The 19,365-nt window shown below is 36.0% G+C and carries 18 protein-coding genes; 17 read left to right on the top strand and 1 reads right to left on the bottom strand.

Annotated elements, in window-relative coordinates; genetic code table 11:
- Positions 1–294: 294 nt before the first annotated feature.
- The 10 genes from PEDSA_RS09805 to PEDSA_RS09760 all read left to right on the top strand — a co-directional run bounded on the left by PEDSA_RS09805 (position 295) and on the right by PEDSA_RS09760 (position 9,784).
- Positions 295–1,053, top strand: a complete 759-nt coding sequence (locus tag PEDSA_RS09805; protein ID WP_013633002.1) for an SDR family NAD(P)-dependent oxidoreductase — start codon at positions 295–297, stop codon at positions 1,051–1,053.
- Positions 1,054–1,197: 144 nt separating this feature from the next.
- The gene (locus PEDSA_RS09800; protein ID WP_013633001.1) at positions 1,198–1,647 is read left to right on the top strand and encodes a GatB/YqeY domain-containing protein; all 450 of its coding nucleotides are present in this window, start codon (positions 1,198–1,200) and stop codon (positions 1,645–1,647) included.
- 200 nt (positions 1,648–1,847) lie between these two features.
- The gene (locus PEDSA_RS09795) at positions 1,848–2,612 is read left to right on the top strand and encodes an alpha/beta fold hydrolase (RefSeq protein WP_013633000.1); all 765 of its coding nucleotides are present in this window, start codon (positions 1,848–1,850) and stop codon (positions 2,610–2,612) included.
- A complete protein-coding gene (locus tag PEDSA_RS09790; RefSeq protein WP_013632999.1) occupies positions 2,609–3,274 on the top strand; it encodes a CBS domain-containing protein in 666 nt (221 codons plus the stop codon). Before PEDSA_RS09795 ends, PEDSA_RS09790 begins: the two co-directional genes overlap by 4 nt.
- A gap of 47 nt (positions 3,275–3,321) precedes the next feature.
- Positions 3,322–4,203, top strand: a complete 882-nt coding sequence (locus tag PEDSA_RS09785; protein ID WP_013632998.1) for an NAD kinase — start codon at positions 3,322–3,324, stop codon at positions 4,201–4,203.
- A 45-nt stretch (positions 4,204–4,248) separates the two neighbouring features.
- Complete coding sequence (gene porG, locus PEDSA_RS09780; protein ID WP_013632997.1) at positions 4,249–5,070, top strand: type IX secretion system protein PorG; 822 nt, start codon at positions 4,249–4,251, stop codon at positions 5,068–5,070.
- A 298-nt stretch (positions 5,071–5,368) separates the two neighbouring features.
- Positions 5,369–6,109, top strand: a complete 741-nt coding sequence (locus tag PEDSA_RS09775; RefSeq protein WP_013632996.1) for an isoprenyl transferase — start codon at positions 5,369–5,371, stop codon at positions 6,107–6,109.
- 61 nt (positions 6,110–6,170) lie between these two features.
- Entirely contained in the window at positions 6,171–8,690 is a 2,520-nt protein-coding gene (gene bamA / locus PEDSA_RS09770) for an outer membrane protein assembly factor BamA (RefSeq protein WP_013632995.1), read from the top strand.
- Between the two features lie 10 nt (positions 8,691–8,700).
- Positions 8,701–9,225: an OmpH family outer membrane protein gene (locus PEDSA_RS09765; protein ID WP_013632994.1), complete on the top strand. Its 525-nt coding sequence runs from the start codon at positions 8,701–8,703 to the stop codon at positions 9,223–9,225.
- Between the two features lie 46 nt (positions 9,226–9,271).
- A complete protein-coding gene (locus tag PEDSA_RS09760; protein ID WP_013632993.1) occupies positions 9,272–9,784 on the top strand; it encodes an OmpH family outer membrane protein in 513 nt (170 codons plus the stop codon).
- A gap of 832 nt (positions 9,785–10,616) precedes the next feature.
- On the opposite strand, the gene PEDSA_RS09755 is transcribed toward PEDSA_RS09760, so the two are convergent.
- On the bottom strand, positions 10,617–12,143 hold the full coding sequence (locus PEDSA_RS09755) for a T9SS type A sorting domain-containing protein (RefSeq protein ID WP_013632992.1): 1,527 nt from the start codon (positions 12,141–12,143) through the stop codon (positions 10,617–10,619).
- 260 nt (positions 12,144–12,403) lie between these two features.
- On the opposite strand from PEDSA_RS09755, the gene PEDSA_RS09750 reads away from it, so the two are divergent.
- The 7 genes from PEDSA_RS09750 to nuoL all read left to right on the top strand — a co-directional run bounded on the left by PEDSA_RS09750 (position 12,404) and on the right by nuoL (position 19,364).
- Positions 12,404–13,813: a 7TM diverse intracellular signaling domain-containing protein gene (locus PEDSA_RS09750; protein ID WP_013632991.1), complete on the top strand. Its 1,410-nt coding sequence runs from the start codon at positions 12,404–12,406 to the stop codon at positions 13,811–13,813.
- Between the two features lie 112 nt (positions 13,814–13,925).
- Positions 13,926–14,738 carry a glutamate racemase gene (gene murI / locus PEDSA_RS09745; RefSeq protein ID WP_013632990.1) on the top strand — a complete coding sequence of 271 codons (813 nt, stop codon included), beginning with the start codon at positions 13,926–13,928 and terminating at the stop codon, positions 14,736–14,738.
- 56 nt (positions 14,739–14,794) lie between these two features.
- The gene (locus tag PEDSA_RS09740) at positions 14,795–15,868 is read left to right on the top strand and encodes a complex I subunit 1/NuoH family protein (RefSeq protein ID WP_013632989.1); all 1,074 of its coding nucleotides are present in this window, start codon (positions 14,795–14,797) and stop codon (positions 15,866–15,868) included.
- A 1-nt stretch (position 15,869) separates the two neighbouring features.
- Positions 15,870–16,454: a 4Fe-4S binding protein gene (locus tag PEDSA_RS09735; RefSeq protein WP_013632988.1), complete on the top strand. Its 585-nt coding sequence runs from the start codon at positions 15,870–15,872 to the stop codon at positions 16,452–16,454.
- A gap of 3 nt (positions 16,455–16,457) precedes the next feature.
- Positions 16,458–17,000 carry an NADH-quinone oxidoreductase subunit J family protein gene (locus PEDSA_RS09730; RefSeq protein WP_013632987.1) on the top strand — a complete coding sequence of 181 codons (543 nt, stop codon included), beginning with the start codon at positions 16,458–16,460 and terminating at the stop codon, positions 16,998–17,000.
- The gene (gene nuoK / locus PEDSA_RS09725) at positions 16,997–17,302 is read left to right on the top strand and encodes an NADH-quinone oxidoreductase subunit NuoK (RefSeq protein ID WP_013632986.1); all 306 of its coding nucleotides are present in this window, start codon (positions 16,997–16,999) and stop codon (positions 17,300–17,302) included. Before PEDSA_RS09730 ends, nuoK begins: the two co-directional genes overlap by 4 nt.
- Before the next feature lies 1 nt (position 17,303).
- On the top strand, positions 17,304–19,364 hold the full coding sequence (gene nuoL, locus PEDSA_RS09720; RefSeq protein WP_013632985.1) for an NADH-quinone oxidoreductase subunit L: 2,061 nt from the start codon (positions 17,304–17,306) through the stop codon (positions 19,362–19,364).
- Position 19,365: the final 1 nt, after the last annotated feature.

Genomic DNA, 19,365 nt, shown 5'->3' with positions numbered 1-19,365 from the left:
AAGAGCGGCGTAAGAGAAACGTAAGAGAAGCGTAAGAGAAATGTAAGCCAATCGTAAGTGTTGCAAAAGAGATGGTACGGAGAAGTAAGGGAGAACTGTAAGAAAAACGAGGGATAACTGAAGGAAGATGGGGATATCTGTCCTATCCTATTATAGTTATACAGGTTTAAGAATTAATTCTAAAAGAGCTATACTAAATCGAACAAGCTGATAAACAAATTATTAATTTACTTGTTTTTAAGAAATCAGATAAATATCCGAATCAAAAAAAATAATTTTTTATTTTCGTTGTGAATGAATAGTATAGTTTTAATAACTGGAGCGACAGCAGGAATAGGGGAAGCTTGTGCAAAAATCTTTGCAAAAAACAGCTACGATCTTATTCTTACGGGAAGACGAGAAGAACGATTAACTGCATTAAAACAGCGCCTGGAATCTGATTATAAAGTAAATGTAAAAACGTTATGCTTTGATGTAAGGGATAAAGGAAAAGTTATAGAGAACTTAGAAACGTTACCTTTAAATTGGAAAAAGGTTGATGTTTTGATTAACAATGCCGGGCTTAGCCAGGGACTTGACGATATACAGGACGGTGATTTTGACGATTGGGATACAATGATAGACACTAATATAAAAGGTCTGTTGTATGTAACTAAGGTAGTTTCCAATTGGATGATAGAGAATAAAAAAGGTCATATTGTTAATTTAGGGTCCATAGCGGCGAAAGAAGTGTATGCAAAAGGCAACGTTTATTGTGCAACTAAACATGCAGTTGATGCGCTAAATAAAGCCATGCGCATAGATTTATTGAAGCATGGAATAAAAGTTACAGGGATTCATCCCGGAGCAGTAGAAACAGAATTTTCTGTTGTAAGATTTCACGGAGACGAAGAGAAAGCAGCAAAAGTATACGAAGGATTTGAGCCTTTAATGGCACAAGATATAGCAGAAACAATTTGGTTTGTAGTAACAAGACCGGCACACGTAAATATTAACGATTTGTTGATTATGCCAACAGCACAGGCGTCGACAAGTCACCATTTGAAAATTTAAACAGTACGTATTCATTAGTTAGTCGTTGGGAAGGTTTCCCGGATAATGCCTTCGGCGCATTAAATCATTAGCATATTTGATATACAGGTCGGACTTCGAGTTTCCGTCTTCGAACTTTTAAAAAATAATAAAACCGTAAATAAGATGTCATTAGAAAACACAATCAATCAGGATATCAAAACAGCCATGCTGGCAAAGAAAGAAGCCGATTTGAGAGCATTAAGAGCTGTAAAATCTGCTTTATTATTGGCAAAGACAGAGAAAGGTGCTTCTGAGAATATTACTGAGGAAGCAGAAATTAAAGTTTTACAAAAGCTGGTAAAACAAAGAAGAGAATCTGCGGAGATCTACAAAGGCCAGAATAGAGAAGACCTTTATCAGATTGAAATGGAGGAGATAGAGGTTATTGAAAGGTATCTGCCAAGCCAAATGACGCCGACGGAATTAGAGGAGTATTTAAGAGGCTTAATGGTTAAGTTGAATGTGACCTCAATAAAGGAAATTGGTAAAGTTATGGGGATTGCAAATAAAGAACTAGCAGGAAAAGCAGACGGCAGAGCGATATCCGAAACAATCAAAAACTTATTGGGATAGTGTTTTTATTACTGTTATTGAGTCTTTAATAAAAAAATAGCGACTAATTTTTATTTTTATTAGTTTTTGAAAACGATTGTTTTGTACCTTTAACAAGTCAATAAAAACTATTTTTAATTACAAATAATTAGGTTTTTATACTCAGATTAAAAAGAGACTAGTAATTTAGCGAAACAATATAGAAGGTATTTAGACAATATATGGAGTTTACAGTAAAAGAGGAAAAAGGTTTCAATTATATAGAAGAAGGAGAGGGCGAGGTTCTGTTGTTACTCCATGGTTTAATGGGAGCTCTTAGTAACTGGGAAGAAGTTATAAATGAGTTTAAAGGCAGGTATAGGGTGATTATACCTTTGTTGCCTATTTACGATATGCCTCTTTTAAATACAGGGGTAAAAGGGCTCGCGAACTATGTGAATAAGTTTGTTAAGTTTAAAAAGCTTAATAATGTAGTTCTTTTAGGTAATTCTTTAGGCGGGCATGTAGCGTTGGTTTACACCGTACATCATCAGGAAAATGTGAAAGCACTTTTGCTTACTGGAAGCTCTGGTTTGTATGAAAACTCTTTTGGAGGCTCATTTCCGAAGAGAGAGAGCTACGATTTTATCAAAGAAAAAGTAGAGTTTACGTTTTACGATCCGGCAATTGCTACTAAAGAATTGGTAGACGATGTATTTAAAACGGTGAATGACCGTAGCAAGGTTATTAAAATTTTAGCCATGGCAAAATCTGCTATCAGACATAATATGGCAAAAGATTTGAATAAGATAAAAATACCGGTAGCTTTGATATGGGGTAAGGATGATAAAATTACTCCACCCGAAGTTGCGGAAGAGTTTAATGAGTTATTACCTAATTCGGAACTTAGTTGGATAGACAAATGCGGACACGCTCCGATGATGGAGAGACCGGAGGAATTTAATTTGCTTACCAACCAGTTCTTAGAGAAAATAAAGAATAAATGATTGCAGAAGAACTCATAACCAATACGATAACGCCTCTTAAAGTTTCTGACTCGATTCAGAAAGCAGAGTATCGTATGGCTGAGTTTCATGTAAGACATTTACCCATAGTAAAAAAGCACCAGTTTATAGGTTTGGTTTCCGAAGAAGATATAGCCACATCTGCAGACATGAATGCGACTTTGGAAACGCTTAATCTTTCATTGATTAATCCATTTGTTTACGAAGACCAACATGTTTACGATGTTATCAGGGCTTTTTTTGAACAAAAGTTAAGCGTGCTTCCAGTATTAAGTTACGATATGGATTATTTGGGGTTGATCTCTCAGCAAGCCTTAACAGACACTTTTGCGAGAATGTTTTCTGTTTCTGAAATGGGAGCTATCATTGTGCTTGAAGTTGGTAACAGAGATAATTCGATGTCGCATATTGCACAAATTATAGAATCTAATAACATTCAGATTTTAAGTTCATACGTAGAGCCTATTCCAGATTCTACCAGGTTAGAAGTTACCCTCAAATTAAATAAAATAGAAATTAATAATGTTGTAGCGGCGTTTTTAAGATATAATTACACCGTAAAGGCAACGTATAATTTTTTGGACAGAGATAACGGAGCAAAAGATAGATACGATTCTTTAATGAATTATCTGAGCTTCGATTAATAAGATATTGTACGGCGAGCTTTAGCCATAATTATTATTCCACAGACATGACAATTGGTATTTACGGAAGAGAGTTTAACAACTCGGTTATACCTTATGTACAACAGGTTTTCGATTGCCTGGTAGAATATAACGTAGAAGTATTAGTCTACAAGAAATTCTTCGATTTTATAAAAGATAAACTTTTTTTTCCGAAAGGATTTGGAACTTTTGACAGTCATCATGAGGTGAAGGCTCAGTTGGATGTTATGATAAGTCTGGGAGGCGATGGTACTATGCTTGATACTGTAACGCATGTTAGAGACTCAGGAGTTCCAATGATAGGGATCAATTTCGGACGTTTAGGGTTTTTAGCAAGTGTAAATAAAGAAGATATTAAATCTGCCATTCAGTCTTTGGTAGAGAAAAAATTTAGTTTAGATGTTAGGCGGTTGCTCAAATTAGAATCTGATTCTAATTTGTTTGGAGATATGAATTTTGCGTTAAACGATTTTACCATCCATAAAAGAGATAATTCTGCCATGATGCTTACACATTGTTATATAGATGGCGAATTTTTAAACTCTTACTGGGCAGACGGTTTAATCGTAGCAACTCCAACCGGATCTACAGCGTATTCTTTAAGCTGCGGAGGGCCTATCATGTTACCTCGCTCTGGCAATTTGGTAATTACACCAATATCTCCCCATAATTTAACGGTGCGGCCAGTAATATTACCGGATATCCATGAGTTAACATTTGAAATAGAAACCAGAAGCTCTAAATACTTAACTACTTTGGATTCGAGAACAGAGATTATTGACTCCAGCGTAAGATTGAAGGTTAAAAGAGCAGATTTTGATATAAATCTTATTCGTTTAGACAATGAATCTTATTTATCGACGTTAAGAAACAAATTATTGTGGGGAATAGATACGCGTAACTACTAAACAACAAAAAGATCGCAATGACTTAATTGCTCTATAGGGAAAATAATGAATTATTCGTATGTAGCAGTTTTTCTTTCATTGCTGCTCTTTGGAAGTCAAAGAGCATTTCCCCAGAATTGGGAAGCGGGGATTGCCCTTGGCGGCAGTGGCTACACCGGTGATCTGAATCAAAGAGGATATCATAAAATAACGGACCCCGCTTTTGGTTTCGCTGTAAAAAAGAACTTTGATGGTTATTGGGCCTTGAAATTTTCTCTATTAAAAGGAACCGTCAGAGCAAATGATTTGGCTTCGAAAAACGAGGATCAACGTAATCGGGGTCTGAATTTCTTTTCACCCATTACAGAAGGGAGCATTCAACTTGAATTTAATTTTTTTGATTTTGGAATTGACTGGGGACAAGCGAGGGTAACACCATTCCTGTACTCGGGTGTTTCTTATTTTGGTTTCAACCCGAAAGCAATATATAATGGGGAAGAATATGAGCTTAAACGCTACGCTACTGAATTAGATGATGATCAATTTAATCCGGAAAATGATGCTTATAAAACTACAGCTTTTGCTTTACCAATTGGTGCGGGTATAAAGTTTAAATTAAGCAACAATTGGAATGTAGCTACCGAGTTTAGTTTCAGAACAGCATATACCGATTATCTGGATGATGTAAGTAAAGATTATGCTCTGATTGATCCCAATAAGAATAATTTTAATAAAGAAAGGTGGTTTGTATCTGATCCAACGGGATACAGCGATGGAGCTAATCCCAATTTTAAAATACAAAGAGGAGATTACAGAAAGCGGGATACCTATTTTTTTGCGCTGGTTACTTTGTCCTATGTGTTTAGAAATAAAGACTGCCCGTTTTAGGTATATTAGTTTATTGAGTTCACTGGTTCATTAGTTCATCAGTCTTTAGTCTTTGTTTCTTGTTCTTTAGTCTTTGCTTAGTCTATCGTACAATGGTTTATCAGGTCCTAAACATTGGTTTTAACTTTGAAATTTTAAATTTTGATTTTGACTAACGTATATTTTTGCTTTTATTAAAGAAAAAAACAAAGTAATTTCTACCTTCGCAGTAAAGTAGGTGTGGATTGTTAATTTATAGGACTTAAGCACCTTGTAAAGAAAAAGAAAGAAACCTGATATAGATTTCATCATTTAGAAAATGAGTTTTAAGGATAGAATAGACACTTCCAGGTTGCCAAAGCATATTGCTGTAATTATGGATGGGAATGGGAGATGGGCGAAAGAGCAGGGTAAACTAAGGGTGTTTGGACATAAAAATGGAGTAATAGCGGTAAGAGATACGGTAGAAGGAGCTGCGGAAATTGGAGTGGAAAATCTTACTTTATATGCTTTTTCAACAGAAAATTGGAATAGACCGAAACTGGAAGTAACCGCTTTAATGGAGCTTTTGGTTTCCACTATAGCAAAAGAAACCGAAACATTAAAGAAGAATAATGTTAGGTTAAATGCCATAGGTGATTTAGCAGCTTTGCCAAAAAGATGTTATAAGGAATTGAAAGATGCTATGGAAAAAACATCGGGCAATACACGACTTACACTTACTTTAGCGTTATCTTACAGTTCAAGATGGGAAATTACCGAAGCTGCAAAAAATCTTGCCGCTGATGTAAAAGCCGGAAAAATTGACTTAGGTAGCATTAACGAACAAGTTTTTTCAGGTTATCTGTCAACGGCTAATCTCCCTGATCCTGAATTAATGATACGCACAAGCGGAGAATTACGAATGAGTAATTATCTTTTATGGCAACTAGCTTATGCTGAATTATATTTTACGCCAAAGCTTTGGCCCGATTTCAGAAAGGAAGATCTGTTTGAGGCCATTGTAGATTTTCAACAAAGAGAAAGAAGGTTTGGGCTTACCAGTGAACAAGTTAGGTAAATTTACTTTTAACAAAAATTAACAAAGAATAAGGCTAATTTAGCTGTTATTAACGACATAAATGAAGAAATTACTTTTAGCGCTTATATTAATCTCGATTAGTTTTAGTGGTTTTTCGCAATTGCGCAATTCTAAATCTTTCCAAGCTGCCCAGTCTGATGATGATTTGGATTATTTAAGTCCGAAAGAATATGTTATTGGAGGCATAAAAATGAATGGCCTGAAACATTTGGATGAAGCTATTCTTTTAACTATTTCAAGGTTAAATGTTGGAGACAGGATTTTAGTACCTGGAGATGCAACTTCTGCAGCCGTTAAAAACCTTTGGGATCAGCAATTATTCGAAAATGTAGAGCTTGCGGTATCTAAAATAGAAGGTGAGACGATTTATCTGGAGTTTAATCTTGTTGAAATTCCAAGAGTTTCTAAAATCCAACTGAAAGGTTTGTCCAAAAGTGAAACTACCGACGTGAAGGAGAAGCTGGATAAACAGAAGAGTAAAGTAGTAAACGAAAATCTTAATAAAACCATCACAGAGATAGTTAAAAAACACTTCTTTGATAAAGGATACTTAAATACTGAAGTTAAGATTACCTATCAAGCCGATTCTGCTGATGCAAACAGCAAGATTGTTAACGTAAATGTTGATAAGAATAGTAAGGTAAAAGTACACTCTATAAAAATAGAGGGGAATAAAGAGTTTTCGACTGCTCGTTTAAAGAAGTTTATGAAGAAAACCAAGGAACAAGCCTGGTATAAGGTTTTTGGTTCTGGTAAATTTACTAACGAAAAATACGAGGGTGATAAAGAGAAAATGGTTTCTAAAATGCGTGAAAAAGGATACAGAGAGGCCGAAATCGTGTTTGATACCATTAAGAAATATAGTGATAGGGCCATTGATATTGAGATGAAAATCCATGAAGGGCCTAAATATTATTTTGGAAATATCACGTTTGTAGGTAATGCCAAATACCCGACTTCAATTTTGAACCAAATTCTTAAAATTGAAAAAGGAGATGTATTCAGTGAAGAAAAGCTGGAAAAAACTTTAAGAAATAGTCCTTCAAGCGATGATGTTTCTTCCTTATATCTGAACGATGGTTACTTGACTTTTAATGTAGATCCGGTACAAACAAGAATCTATAAGGATACTGTAGATTTAGAAATCAGGATTTTTGAAGGTCCGCAATATACGATCAACAAAATAATTTTAAAAGGTAACGAGTTAACAAACGATCAGGTCGTATTAAGAGAATTGAGAACTAAACCGGGGCAGAAATTTTCTAAAGATGCCCTAATCCGTTCACAAAGGCAGATCACCCAATTAGGTAATTTTGATGAGCAAAAAGTTGGTATTACACCTCTTCCTAATCCGAATGACGGAACTGTGGATATTCAATATACTGTGGTAGAAAAACCTTCGGATCAAATTGAACTTTCGGGTGGTTTTGGTGGTGGCAGAGTTATCGGTACTCTGGGGTTGACTTTCAATAATTTTTCTGCAAGAAACTTATTCAACATGAAAGCTTATAAACCACTCCCAAAAGGCGATGGGCAGAAGTTGAGTATCAGAGGACAAACAAACGGCAAGTATTATCAATCTTACAGCTTCTCTTTCTCGGAGCCATGGTTAGGTGGTAAAAAGCCAATCTATTTTGGAATTAGCGCTTACACTTCATTGCAAAGTAATGGATTGTCAAATGCGAATATCAATCAACAAAAAATCAGATTAAATGGATTGACATTTAGTTTAGGTAAGCAATTGAAATGGCCTGATGATTATTTCAGAATTGATTACTCTGCCAACTTACAGCAGTTTAAGTTGAAAAACTACGTTGGATATTTGTTTGAAAATGGGGATTCTTACGATTTGAGTTTATCTCAGGTGTTTGCAAGGAACTCTATTGATGCTCCAATCTATCCAACGTCAGGTTCTCACTTAAGATTTACAGTACAGGCTACTTTACCTTATTCTTCTTTTAACGGAAAGAATTACAATAACCTGTCTACATCTGATAAATATAAGTTTGCGGAATACCATAAATGGAAATTCGATTCGCAATTCTACCAAAAAATCTATGGTAAATTGGTATTGAAAGCACAGGCTCAATTTGGATTTATCGGTTACTACAATAAAGCAGTTGGATTAGCACCATTTGGTAGATTTAAGGTAGGTGGTGATGGTATGCAGGGCTTCGATTTCTTACAAGGTTCAGAGATTATAGGTTTAAGAGGTTATACCAATAATTCGATAGTACCGGAAGGATCGCCAACTACAGCAGGTAGTCCAATTTATAACAAATACGTGATGGAGTTAAGATATCCGATAACCTTAAGCGAATCCGCCCAGGTATTTGGTTTAGTATTTGCGGAAGGTGGTAATACATGGAACAGGTTCTCTGAATTTAATCCGTTCAATGTAAAGCGCTCTGTAGGTGTTGGTGCCAGAATATTCTTACCTATATTTGGATTGTTGGGGATAGATTATGGATATGGATTTGATAAGATCCCAGGAAATCCGGATGCGAATAAAGGCCAGTTCCATTTTAGTATCGCTCAGCAAATGGGAGGTTTTAATTGATTTTCTATTCATGAAGAAAAGTATAATATTATTTGCATTAATCGTTATAGCTAACGTAGCTTTAGCACAACGCTTGGCATATGTAGATTCAGAATATATCTTAAAACATATACCAGAATATGCTTCTGCTCAAAAACAATTAAATGAGTTGTCTATTCAATGGCAAAAGGATATTGAGCAAAAATTTAAAGACGTTGAAGGAATGCAGAAAGCTTATCAGGCAGATAAAGTACTTTTAACTGATGATATGAGAAAGAGGAGAGAGGAGGAAATTGGACAAAAACAAACAGAAGCAAACGAATTACAGCAAAAGAAATTTGGTTACGAAGGCGACCTGTTTAAAGAAAAAGTAAGGTTAATAAAACCGGTGCAGGAGAGAATTGCAAAAGCAATACAGGAATATGCAGCCAGGGAAAGCCTGGATGTTATACTGGATAAAGCAACAGTTACATTTTTGTATGCTCGTCCTAATTACGATAGAAGCAACGATATTATTACAAGAATGGGATATAAGCCCGGAACATTTGCGAAATAGTAAAAATTATTATAAACTCGTATAAAATAAAACTAGAACAAAAACAATGAAAAAATTATTCAGAATTGCATTAGTAGCAGGATGTATGTTGTTAGTAGGAAATGTTGCTAGTGCACAACAGAAGATAGCACATATCAACTCGGCTGACTTAATTAAGGCGATGCCAGAAGTTGCCAATGCAGATAAAAAGTTAGAGGAATACAAAGGCACTTTAGATAACGACGGTAAAACAATGTACACAGAGTATCAAAGCAAAGTACAGGATTACCAGTCTAAAGAGAAAACTTTGAGCGATGCTATGAAAGAAGTTAAAATCAAAGAAATTCAGGATTTAGAAAAAAGAATTCAAGAATTCCAACAAAAGGCGTCTGAAGACTTTGAAAGAAAAAGAGGTGAGTTGTATGATCCGATCTTGAAAAAAGCAGAAGATGCAGTAAAAGCTGTAGCTAAAGAAAAAGGTTATGCTTATGTGTTAGATATCACTCAACCAGGCGTAGTTTACTTTGACGGAGGTATCAACATCTTAGGAGACGTTAAAGCAAAATTAGGATTGAAATAATCATTAATTGCAATAACAAAAATTAAGGGCAACGCATTTGTGTTGCCCTTAATTTTTATATGGTCCATTAACATCATTCTTGGAAATGACGGCTATAATTTTATCCCAACGTATAAAAGTCAGCTGTCACCGTTATAGAAAGGAGTCGAAGCAATCTTGTAAAAAATATAAATTGCGTCGTTATAATTCCTTACAATGATGAGTCTTTTACGATTCAAACCCCCGCTTTTTAAAACCCATATATTTTATAGCTTATTCATTCGCTATTGATTAACCATACAGTTACCATTGTATACTTTTTTAAGGAGGTATCTTAGTGAGATAACAGAGGGTTTATAGAGGGTTCGTAGAGGTAAAACTCTATAAAGTCACTGTTTTAACACTCTTTTGTTTAGAACTAAATACTACTATTAATATCCTAATAGAGAACCTTTCAAAGTGCAGAATCCTAAGACTTTGGGGAATGCTACGGATTCTGGAGAAGGAAATGTACCTTATGTATATTCAAAAAACAATATCCATAGTTAGTGGGATAATGTGTAATACAAGTGGGTTGGGTCTTCTTTTGAAGATGAATAGGTTGGTTTGATAAGGTAGTGCGAATAACAAAACAATCTACCAAACGGATTATACCAGGCTTTTCGAGGAAGGAGATATCTTGATGTAAGGAAGAGGATGAATAATTCTCCCGTGATCTTAACAACTTCAAGAGAAAAGATCTCCATGTTTAGAAGCATGGCCTGTGTACTATTTAAGCCTCTACCAATCAACGCGGAGATTTATCTTTTCCTGGATAGTTCCATACCTCATTTAAATGACGAAGAGAAGTTGCTTACTTCCTCATCACTTTTTCTGTTACTGTTCCATCATTGCCGTTAAAACGCAGCAAATACGTCCCTGTAGGATAATTACCCAAAGAAACTTTCATACTGCTTTCATCCGGTTTTATCTGCACCTGCTGTAACACTTTCCCGCTTAAATCTGTTACGGTTAACAGGTTGTATTTACTGTTCCTGAAAGAGATATTTACAACATCATCTGTAGGGTTGGGGTAAAGCTGAAGGCTCAAATCGGTAAGCTCAAAGCTTACTATCCTTATGCCTAATTCTGTTTCTTTATTATCCAAATCTATCTGTACCAGTTTGTAATAATTGTTGCCGTTAAGCGGATTTTCATCATCGTAGTAATAGTTTTTTATTGAAGATGAATTTCCTGCTCCGGCTATTCTGGTAATCTCTGTGAACTGTTTGCTATCAGTGCTTCGGTAAATGATAAATTCTTTGTTATTGGTTTCCTGTGCGGTTTGCCATATTAATTTAGTTCTGTTTCCTTGTGCCTGAGCTGTAAAATTTATTAAAGATACAGGCAGAGGTGCTAAATCAAGCCAGCGTAAGGTAGGTTGTGAGACGCCCTGGTTTATAGTCCAGATATTAGAAAAATCCCAACCTGCAAAAGTAGCCTGTTGCTTCATTTGTGCATCTGTTTTTCCTACTGCTCCGGTTCCATGACTTGTGCTTTGTCCGGAAGTAGTTATATTCCAATATGAGCCCTCAATACTGCCGCCATTAAATCCAATCAGGCCACCTAACCATTCGTCGCCATTTACAGCACCTGATGAGTAGTTGTGTGAGATGGTACTATTTGCCGTATTATAGCCAATCAGGCCTCCGACATCGCTTGTGCCTGTAACAGTTCCCTCTGCATGACAGTTTGTTACTATGCTCCGGTTCTCACCCGCTAACCCTCCAAAATAAGAGCCTTTATTATCAGGTGTCTCAGGTATTGGGGGTGAGTATACGTATCCGTTGTCTTCTACTGTTACATTTGCATAACACTCGGAAAGTTCACCCGGTGATAATAGGTCACCCACAATTCCACCGACCTGTTGATATGCTCGAATAGTTCCGTTATGTACTGCAACACGCATTATTTTGCCGTAGCTGTAACCCGCAATAGCACCTATTCGACTAGACCATCCTGCTAAATTTATGTTTACACCACGCATATGCAGGCTGCTTACTTTTCCGGTCGCTCCTATTTCACTAAAAAGGCCCTGGGATGATTTGTCTGCACCTTGTATAGTTAAGTTATCAATATAGTGGTATTGTCCATCGTATGTTCCGGTAAAAGCGCCAATAGGAATCCAGTTAGCATAGCCAGAGAGGTTGATGTCTGCTGTTTGTACATAGTCTCCGTTAAGCGGGTAATTTGCGTCATTACCTATTTTAGCAAGGTCCGCCGCTGTTGCAATGTTTATGGATTGTGCAGTAGCTTGATTGCATATCATGAATAATGCGCACAGGATAGTAATAAAGTAACGCGATAATTGTAATTTTTTTTCTGGTCGAGATGTTTCCATAAATTAATGTTTAGTTATTTGTATGCTTTTATTTTTTCAATTGCGGCTGATAATTATAGCTTTGTGATTTTCCAAAATTAGAACTAGTACTTCTAATCCAGCCTATACTTTTAGTCTAGTTCTGATAAAAAAAACAGTATGTAAACGGAGAAATTTCAAGTTTTCTGACAAGGCTTTATCAAAGTTTGTAATCCGTTAGTGGCAACTAATCAAAAAAATATTAGGTTTGTGTCTTTAAATTATCTTTGTAACTTCTAACTATGCCATTTTCCTTTATACGTTGGCTTATCTGCATTTTTTTGTTGGGAGGAAAACTTTATGCACACTCTGCAGATAAAACACTTTCTGCTATCATGTCTGATTTAAAATTCAGCACTATTTATGGTAAAGAAGGGTTATTGACAGCGGAAGATAAACAAGGTAACATCTGGATAAAAGGGAATATTCCGTCGTCTTTATTGCCCGGTCCAGTGATATTTCAAATCTCAAATATGCAGATAGTTGACTATGATATGTATTTGCAACAAGACGGACAGCTTATACAGCAGCAAAGAAATATAGATATTAAAGGACATTCAATTCAGACACGTTATCCGGTTTTTTATTTTACAGCCAGAGACAGCGTATATTATCTTAACATAAAAAAGCAGCCTATTCAGCGTATAGAGATTACAGTAGATGAACCGGGGAGATTTGTGAAGCAGGCGAATATTAATTTTATGGTTAATAGCCTGTACTACGGCTTAGCTATTATGTCCATTATCTTTAACGTAGTGCTTTACCTTATTTTTCGGGATAAACGTTTCTGGCTTTATTCTTTGCTGCAATTGTCTTTATTTCTGATCTTTTTCTACCAGGATGGCATGTTTTACTTTTTCACGAAAGGCAAGTGGGTCAGTCCTCATTTTTTACTCTGGAATATTGCCATCTGTGCTGTGCTTTCCGGAATATTTGCTTATTATTTTCTGGATCTGAAAAAGAAGGTACCTCGTTTTAAACAAATAGCTATACCTATTATTGTTGCTATTTTTTGCACAGTATTGGTGTACACGTGGACAGATATACAGCTATTTCGTAACCTGGCCAGTGTGCTCTTTTATTTGCTGCCTGTTGTTTGTATATATAATGGTATAAAGATGTTCAGGGAAGATGTTTATGCCCGGTTTTTAATATTAAGTTTTGGCTTTATTGCTCTTGTATCAGTTTTTTATACCTTAAACAATTATATCGATTCTCCCTTTCTGTCATTCTTCGGGATGGACATGATTCGCTTTGCAAGTACACTCGAAATAATAAGTATCAGCTTTGCTATTATTTATAAGGTGAGGGTATTGCAGGACGAAAATGAAAGATACAGAGAGGAACTGAACAGATATCTTCGCGAGCTGGAAGAGCTTAAGAATGTCGAACATACCTTTCAAAAAAATGCTATTAAAGAGCAACCAACTGGCAATACAGAAATTATGCAGGAACTGAAACTGCAGTACAGTCTCACAGAAAGGGAAACAGAAGTGCTGATGTGTATCTTTAATAGACTGACCAATCAGGAAATCTCAGAAAAATTATTCATTTCGTTAAGTACCACAAAATATCACATTGGTAATCTTTATTTAAAGCTGGATGTTAAAAATCGCAAAGAGATACAACAGGTATTTTACAGTCAGGCTTAGCAATTAAAGTTAATGACTAATTATTAGCCGAACCAAAAACAAGTAAAACAAATTGCCTTTTTCTGATAAAGATTTCAAAAATAAATAGGAATTTCGGTTAAAATTTAAGCATATGATTGCAGAGCAGCCAATAGGCATTTTTGATTCGGGAATTGGAGGATTAACAGTAGCAAATGCTATTAGAAAAGTACTACCTAAGGAGAAGATTATTTATTTTGGAGATACGGGTCATATGCCATATGGAGATAAGTCTCCGGACGCTATCAGGTACTACAGCTTGAAAATTGGAAAGTTTCTGGAAGAAAAAGGTTGCAAAGTTATAGTTATAGCATGTAACACGGCTTCGTCTTTAGCTTATGATGATTTGGTGCAGTTTATGGGTGATAGAATACCAATTTTAAATGTAATTGATCCTGTTGTACACTACGTAACAGACGATATGCAATATCAGAAGATAGGTGTAATTGGCACCAAAGCAACTATCAGTTCAGATGTTTACGCTAGAAAGTTAAAAGAGAGAAACCTCGGGCTTCAGGTCAATTCTTTGGCTACGCCATTACTGGCTCCCATGATAGAAGAAGGCTTTTTTGAAAATAACATCAGTCATACGGTAATTGAGTCTTATCTGTCTTCCCCTCAATTACAGAATATAGATGCTTTGATTCTGGCGTGTACACATTATCCTTTGATAAAAAGAGAGATAGAAAGTTTTTTTAATAATCAGGTTGATATTCTAAATACAGCATCTATTGTAGCAGATGATGTTAAATTGCAATTGGAAAAATTACAATTGCTTAATAATCAGTCATTAGACTATAAAGATGAGTTTTACGTGTCGTTTAAAACGCCATCGTTTGAATGTAGTACGAAGATCTTTTTCGGTGACCAAATAGAATTAATTCAAAAAAACATTTGGGTTAAGTAGCTTATTTAGCATCAAAATAATTAAGTTTGCACAAAAGACTACTAATTTACTAGGAATTGGAATTTTACATCACATATATACTTGCTGCGGTTGCTATATTTTCATTTATAGCCGCTTTTGCCTTATATGGCGGAGTTTATGGCGAGCGTAAAGTTTCTGCATTTATTCAGGATAGATTAGGTCCGATGGAAACCGGTAAGTTCGGCTTGCTACAAACAATAGCTGATATCTTAAAGCTCATTCAAAAGGAGTCTATTTATCCAACCGCAGTAGATAAAATACTCTTTGTTGCGGCACCAATCATCATTTTTGTTGCTGTTTTCCTGGGTTTCGTTGCCATGCCCTGGGCACCAAATCTGGTACCTATGGCAAGCAATATAGGTGTATTCTATGTGTTTGCAATAGTTTCAATAGAAGCACTTGGGATATTAATGGCGGGATGGGGTTCCAATAATAAATACAGCTTATTGGGTGCTGTAAGATCTGTCGCGCAAATAGTTTCTTACGAAATACCTATTGGTTTCGCTATTATTTCAGCGGTAATGATTTCTCAGAGCTTGGATTTGCAGCTAATAGGAGCAAATCAGGGGGTGTTGACCGAACATACAGCCAAGTTTTTAGGGGTTTGGGATGTTTCGGAAATAGGGGGGATTTTAGCATGGAATATTTTTCAGGCTCCGCATTTAATTGTGGCTTTTGTTATTTATTTCATCGCTTCGCTTGCAGAATGTAACAGGGCTCCTTTTGATATTCCCGAGGCTGAATCGGAATTGGTAGCAGGTTTCCATACGGAATATTCAAGTGTAGGTTTTGCCTTTATTTTTCTAGCAGAATATGCTATGATGTTTTTGGTTTCTATGCTGGGAGCGACCTTGTTTTTAGGAGCCTGGAATACACCGTTGCCTAATATTGGAGATATAAAATTAGCAGATTATACCACAGGGATGGTTTGGGGAATTTTTTGGATTTTACTTAAAACCCTTTTATTGGTTGCTGCTCAAATGTGGGTAAGATGGACATTACCGAGATTCAGAGTTGATCAGTTAATGGGATTTTGCTGGAAAATACTTACTCCTCTGGCATTTGCATGTTTGGTGATATCTGGATTGTGGAGGCTTTTACTGTTTTAATATGATAATTAAGAAAGCATATGACGGATTAAAGACTTCGTGGAAGGGCTTAACTATCACATTTAAACATCTGATAGGAGCTTTTAAGTCAAAGAAAATAAAAGGGATAGAAGATCCCAATTATTTTGAGGAGCAGGCGGGTATCGTGACACTTCAGTATCCACATCAGAAATTGCCAATTCCCGAAGTAGGGAGATACCAGCTGCATGTAGAAATAGATGATTGTATCGTTTGCGACCTATGTGCCAAAATATGCCCAGTTGATTGTATAGAAATAGAATCCATTAAAGCAACGGAGGCGATTGGTAAAACTTCGGACGGATCTGTAAAAAGACTATACGCTGCCAAGTTTGATATTGACATGGCTAAATGTATGTATTGCGGATTATGTACAACTGTATGCCCTACGGAATGTATAACTATGACTAATCAGTACGACAGAAGTTTTCCGAGCATAACGGAATTAAATTATAAATTTTCTACGATGACGGAAGAAGAAGCAGAGCTAAAACGTCAGGAGTTAGACAAACAATTGGAAGAAAGAAAGGCAGCAAAATTAGCTGCATCCAAACAGAAAGAAGAATAATTAATGGAGCAAATTTTATTTTATCTATTAGCGGGTATCGCCATTTTGAGTGCTTGTTACGTGGTAACCAGTCAAAATTTGGTGCGTTCCGTTTTTATGTTCTTCGTCACGTTATTTGCATCTGCAGGTTTGTACATTTTTGCTTTGGCTGATTTTGTGGCACTTACACAAATCGTAATTTATGTTGGTGGAGTATTGGTGATGTTGCTATTTGTATTTATGCTGTCTTCAAAAAAATCCTTACAGGGGTTAGATGGTTTGACCAAGCAAAAACTATCCGAAAACAGATTGCCAGGAGCTATATTAAGTTTATCTGTTTTTGCTATCTTAATTTATACCATATTTCAGATAGACTTTAACTCACTAAGTTGGATACAGTCGGCAATTGCAACTGATAATGTGAAACTACCATCGGACGAGAATATCAGTAATATAGGGATTAACTTAATGACTGGTTTCCTTTTACCCTTCGAGTTGATTTGTGTTCTTTTAATGATGGTTCTGATTGGAGCCGCGCATTTAGCCAGAAAGGAGTCGAACTTATGATTACGTTATATCACTTTCTTGTTGTAGGAGCTGTTTTGTTTTCTTTCGGGATATATGCAGTTATAACCAGAAAGAATGCCATACAGGTTTTAATAGGGATAGAACTGATGCTGAATTCATCTATACTTAATCTGGTAGCGTTTGGAAAATATGACAGAATAGACAATACCGGGCAATTATTTGCATTATTTATAATTGTACTGGCAGCGGCATCTGTAGCGGTAGGTTTGGTTATTATATTAAATTTTTATAACAGGGTAAAAAGTATCGATCCTAACGATGCGAATACTCTAAGAGGATAAGATGGGCGCTATATTACATATTTCTGAAAGCCAGATGATATATGCTACAGTTGTAGCCTGCTTAGCACCGTTGCTATCTTTTGTGTTGGCTTTCATATTTAAAAAAGCCGCATCTTTTATTTCTATACTGGGTATTTCATTCAGTTTTTTAAGCTCCATACTTGTTTTTTTAGCTGTTTGGAATTCGGGTTCTGCTTATCATTTTTCCTTTCCATGGATAGATTTTTCAGGTTTTCGGATAAATGTAGGTATACTAGTCAATAACCTTACGGTTATCATGCTTTTACTGGTAAGTTTTATCGCGTTACTGGTAAATATCTACTCGATAGAATACATGCGGCATGACAATGATAAGCCAAAATATTTTGCCTATTTAAGCTTATTCTGTTTTGCGATGCTGGCTTTGGTAGTTGCAGATAATCTGTTTCTGGTTTACGCTTTTTGGGAATTGGTTGGTTTTGCGTCTTATTTGTTAATTGGTTTTTGGTTTACTCGTGAAAGTGCAGCAAAAGCAAGTAAAAAGGCTTTTATTATGAACCGTATCGGAGACGTAGGTTTTCTGGTGGGTTTACTGATTGTATATAGCCAATTCCGAACGTTAGATATCGACGCCATTTTTGGTACTGGAAACCTAATCTCATCGTCATTTATCCATCAGGGAAATTGGGTGACACCTTTTTCAACTATGCCGGATTATTGGCTAACCATAGCCGGACTTTGTTTTTTCGCGGGAGCAATTGCGAAATCTGCGCAGTTTCCCTTACATACATGGTTGCCTGACGCAATGGAGGGACCAACAGCAGTTTCTTCACTGATCCATGCCGCTACAATGGTTGCAGCGGGTGTTTTTTTGTTAGTGAGAATAGAACCGTTGTTTAATAGTACTGTGTTAACAGTGATAGCATCTATTGGCTTATTTACCGCTTTTATGGCCGCTACTATAGGCCTTACCCAAAACGATATTAAACGAGTGCTTGCATTCTCTACGATTTCGCAATTGGGTTTTATGATTTTGGCGATTGGCGTTGGCAACAGCGCTTCCGCAATATTTCATTTAGTGACTCATGCGTTTTTCAAATGTTTACTTTTCCTTGGTGCTGGTATTGTTATTCATGAAATGCAGCATCTGAAAGATAAATACGCTGTAGATTTTGATCCGCAGGATATGTTGAACATGGGCGGATTAAAAAAGCGCTTACCGATTACATTCGCAGTATTTTTAATTGCAGCTTTAGCACTGTCAGGTCTGCCTTTTACATCCGGTTATTTATCAAAAGACGCTATTTTATTGAGTGTGTTTGATTGGAGCGATGCTAAAGGTGGAATTTATTGGATATTTCCAATCTTTATCTCAATAGCTTCCTGGTGTACAACTTTCTATATCTTCAGGCTTATTTTTAAGGTGTTTTATGGAGAGTTCAGGTTGCCAAAGATCATCAATACCAATATTGATTTAAATAAAATACATGATCCATCCAACTGGATGAAAGTTCCGGTTGTCATTTTAGCTGTTTTCTGTATCGGCTTGATTTTTTCCCTTTCTCCATTGAATCTGGAAAAATCTTGGATATACCATGCATTCGCAGCAAATAATCACGAGAGTGGCAATGCTACTTTTCACCTTTTAGTACCGATTTACATTAACATACTAAGTTTACTGCTGATTTTTGCAGCATATAAATTGTATGCGCAAAATAAGTTTTCCTTATCGGCAGAAAATACCTGGTTGTACAAGTTTTCTTATAATCAGTGGTATTTTAATGAGTTTTATCAAATCTTTTTTGTGAATACCACAGTTTGGAAGGCGAAATTCTGGTATTGGTTTGACAGAACTTTTGTCGATGGATTTGTGAATTTCTTAGGAAGATTTACAGTCTATATTTCATATGCATTTAACTGGTTTGATAGAAATATAGTAGACGGTTTGGTGAATTTCTCAGCATTATTAGTAGAAAGAATAGGGATTTGGTTCAGGGCGGTTCACAATGGGAAATTTCAGCATTATGTGGTGTGGATGTTAATCATCTTTTTGTCGTTCTTCATTTTTCAAATGATATTTTAAA

Source organism: Pseudopedobacter saltans DSM 12145, from assembly GCF_000190735.1.
Taxonomy (GTDB): domain Bacteria; phylum Bacteroidota; class Bacteroidia; order Sphingobacteriales; family Sphingobacteriaceae; genus Pseudopedobacter; species Pseudopedobacter saltans.
This window is presented reverse-complemented; position numbering and strand designations above follow the sequence as displayed.

Coding starts and splice junctions, on each gene's coding strand:
- PEDSA_RS09805 (WP_013633002.1), top strand. CDS start 295: ATGAATAGTATAGTTTTAATAACTGGAGCGACAGCAGGAATAGGGGAA.
- PEDSA_RS09800 (WP_013633001.1), top strand. CDS start 1,198: ATGTCATTAGAAAACACAATCAATCAGGATATCAAAACAGCCATGCTG.
- PEDSA_RS09795 (WP_013633000.1), top strand. CDS start 1,848: ATGGAGTTTACAGTAAAAGAGGAAAAAGGTTTCAATTATATAGAAGAA.
- PEDSA_RS09790 (WP_013632999.1), top strand. CDS start 2,609: ATGATTGCAGAAGAACTCATAACCAATACGATAACGCCTCTTAAAGTT.
- PEDSA_RS09785 (WP_013632998.1), top strand. CDS start 3,322: ATGACAATTGGTATTTACGGAAGAGAGTTTAACAACTCGGTTATACCT.
- porG (WP_013632997.1), top strand. CDS start 4,249: ATGAATTATTCGTATGTAGCAGTTTTTCTTTCATTGCTGCTCTTTGGA.
- PEDSA_RS09775 (WP_013632996.1), top strand. CDS start 5,369: ATGAGTTTTAAGGATAGAATAGACACTTCCAGGTTGCCAAAGCATATT.
- bamA (WP_013632995.1), top strand. CDS start 6,171: ATGAAGAAATTACTTTTAGCGCTTATATTAATCTCGATTAGTTTTAGT.
- PEDSA_RS09765 (WP_013632994.1), top strand. CDS start 8,701: ATGAAGAAAAGTATAATATTATTTGCATTAATCGTTATAGCTAACGTA.
- PEDSA_RS09760 (WP_013632993.1), top strand. CDS start 9,272: ATGAAAAAATTATTCAGAATTGCATTAGTAGCAGGATGTATGTTGTTA.
- PEDSA_RS09755 (WP_013632992.1), bottom strand. CDS start 12,143: ATGGAAACATCTCGACCAGAAAAAAAATTACAATTATCGCGTTACTTT.
- PEDSA_RS09750 (WP_013632991.1), top strand. CDS start 12,404: ATGCCATTTTCCTTTATACGTTGGCTTATCTGCATTTTTTTGTTGGGA.
- murI (WP_013632990.1), top strand. CDS start 13,926: ATGATTGCAGAGCAGCCAATAGGCATTTTTGATTCGGGAATTGGAGGA.
- PEDSA_RS09735 (WP_013632988.1), top strand. CDS start 15,870: ATGATAATTAAGAAAGCATATGACGGATTAAAGACTTCGTGGAAGGGC.
- PEDSA_RS09730 (WP_013632987.1), top strand. CDS start 16,458: ATGGAGCAAATTTTATTTTATCTATTAGCGGGTATCGCCATTTTGAGT.
- nuoK (WP_013632986.1), top strand. CDS start 16,997: ATGATTACGTTATATCACTTTCTTGTTGTAGGAGCTGTTTTGTTTTCT.
- nuoL (WP_013632985.1), top strand. CDS start 17,304: ATGGGCGCTATATTACATATTTCTGAAAGCCAGATGATATATGCTACA.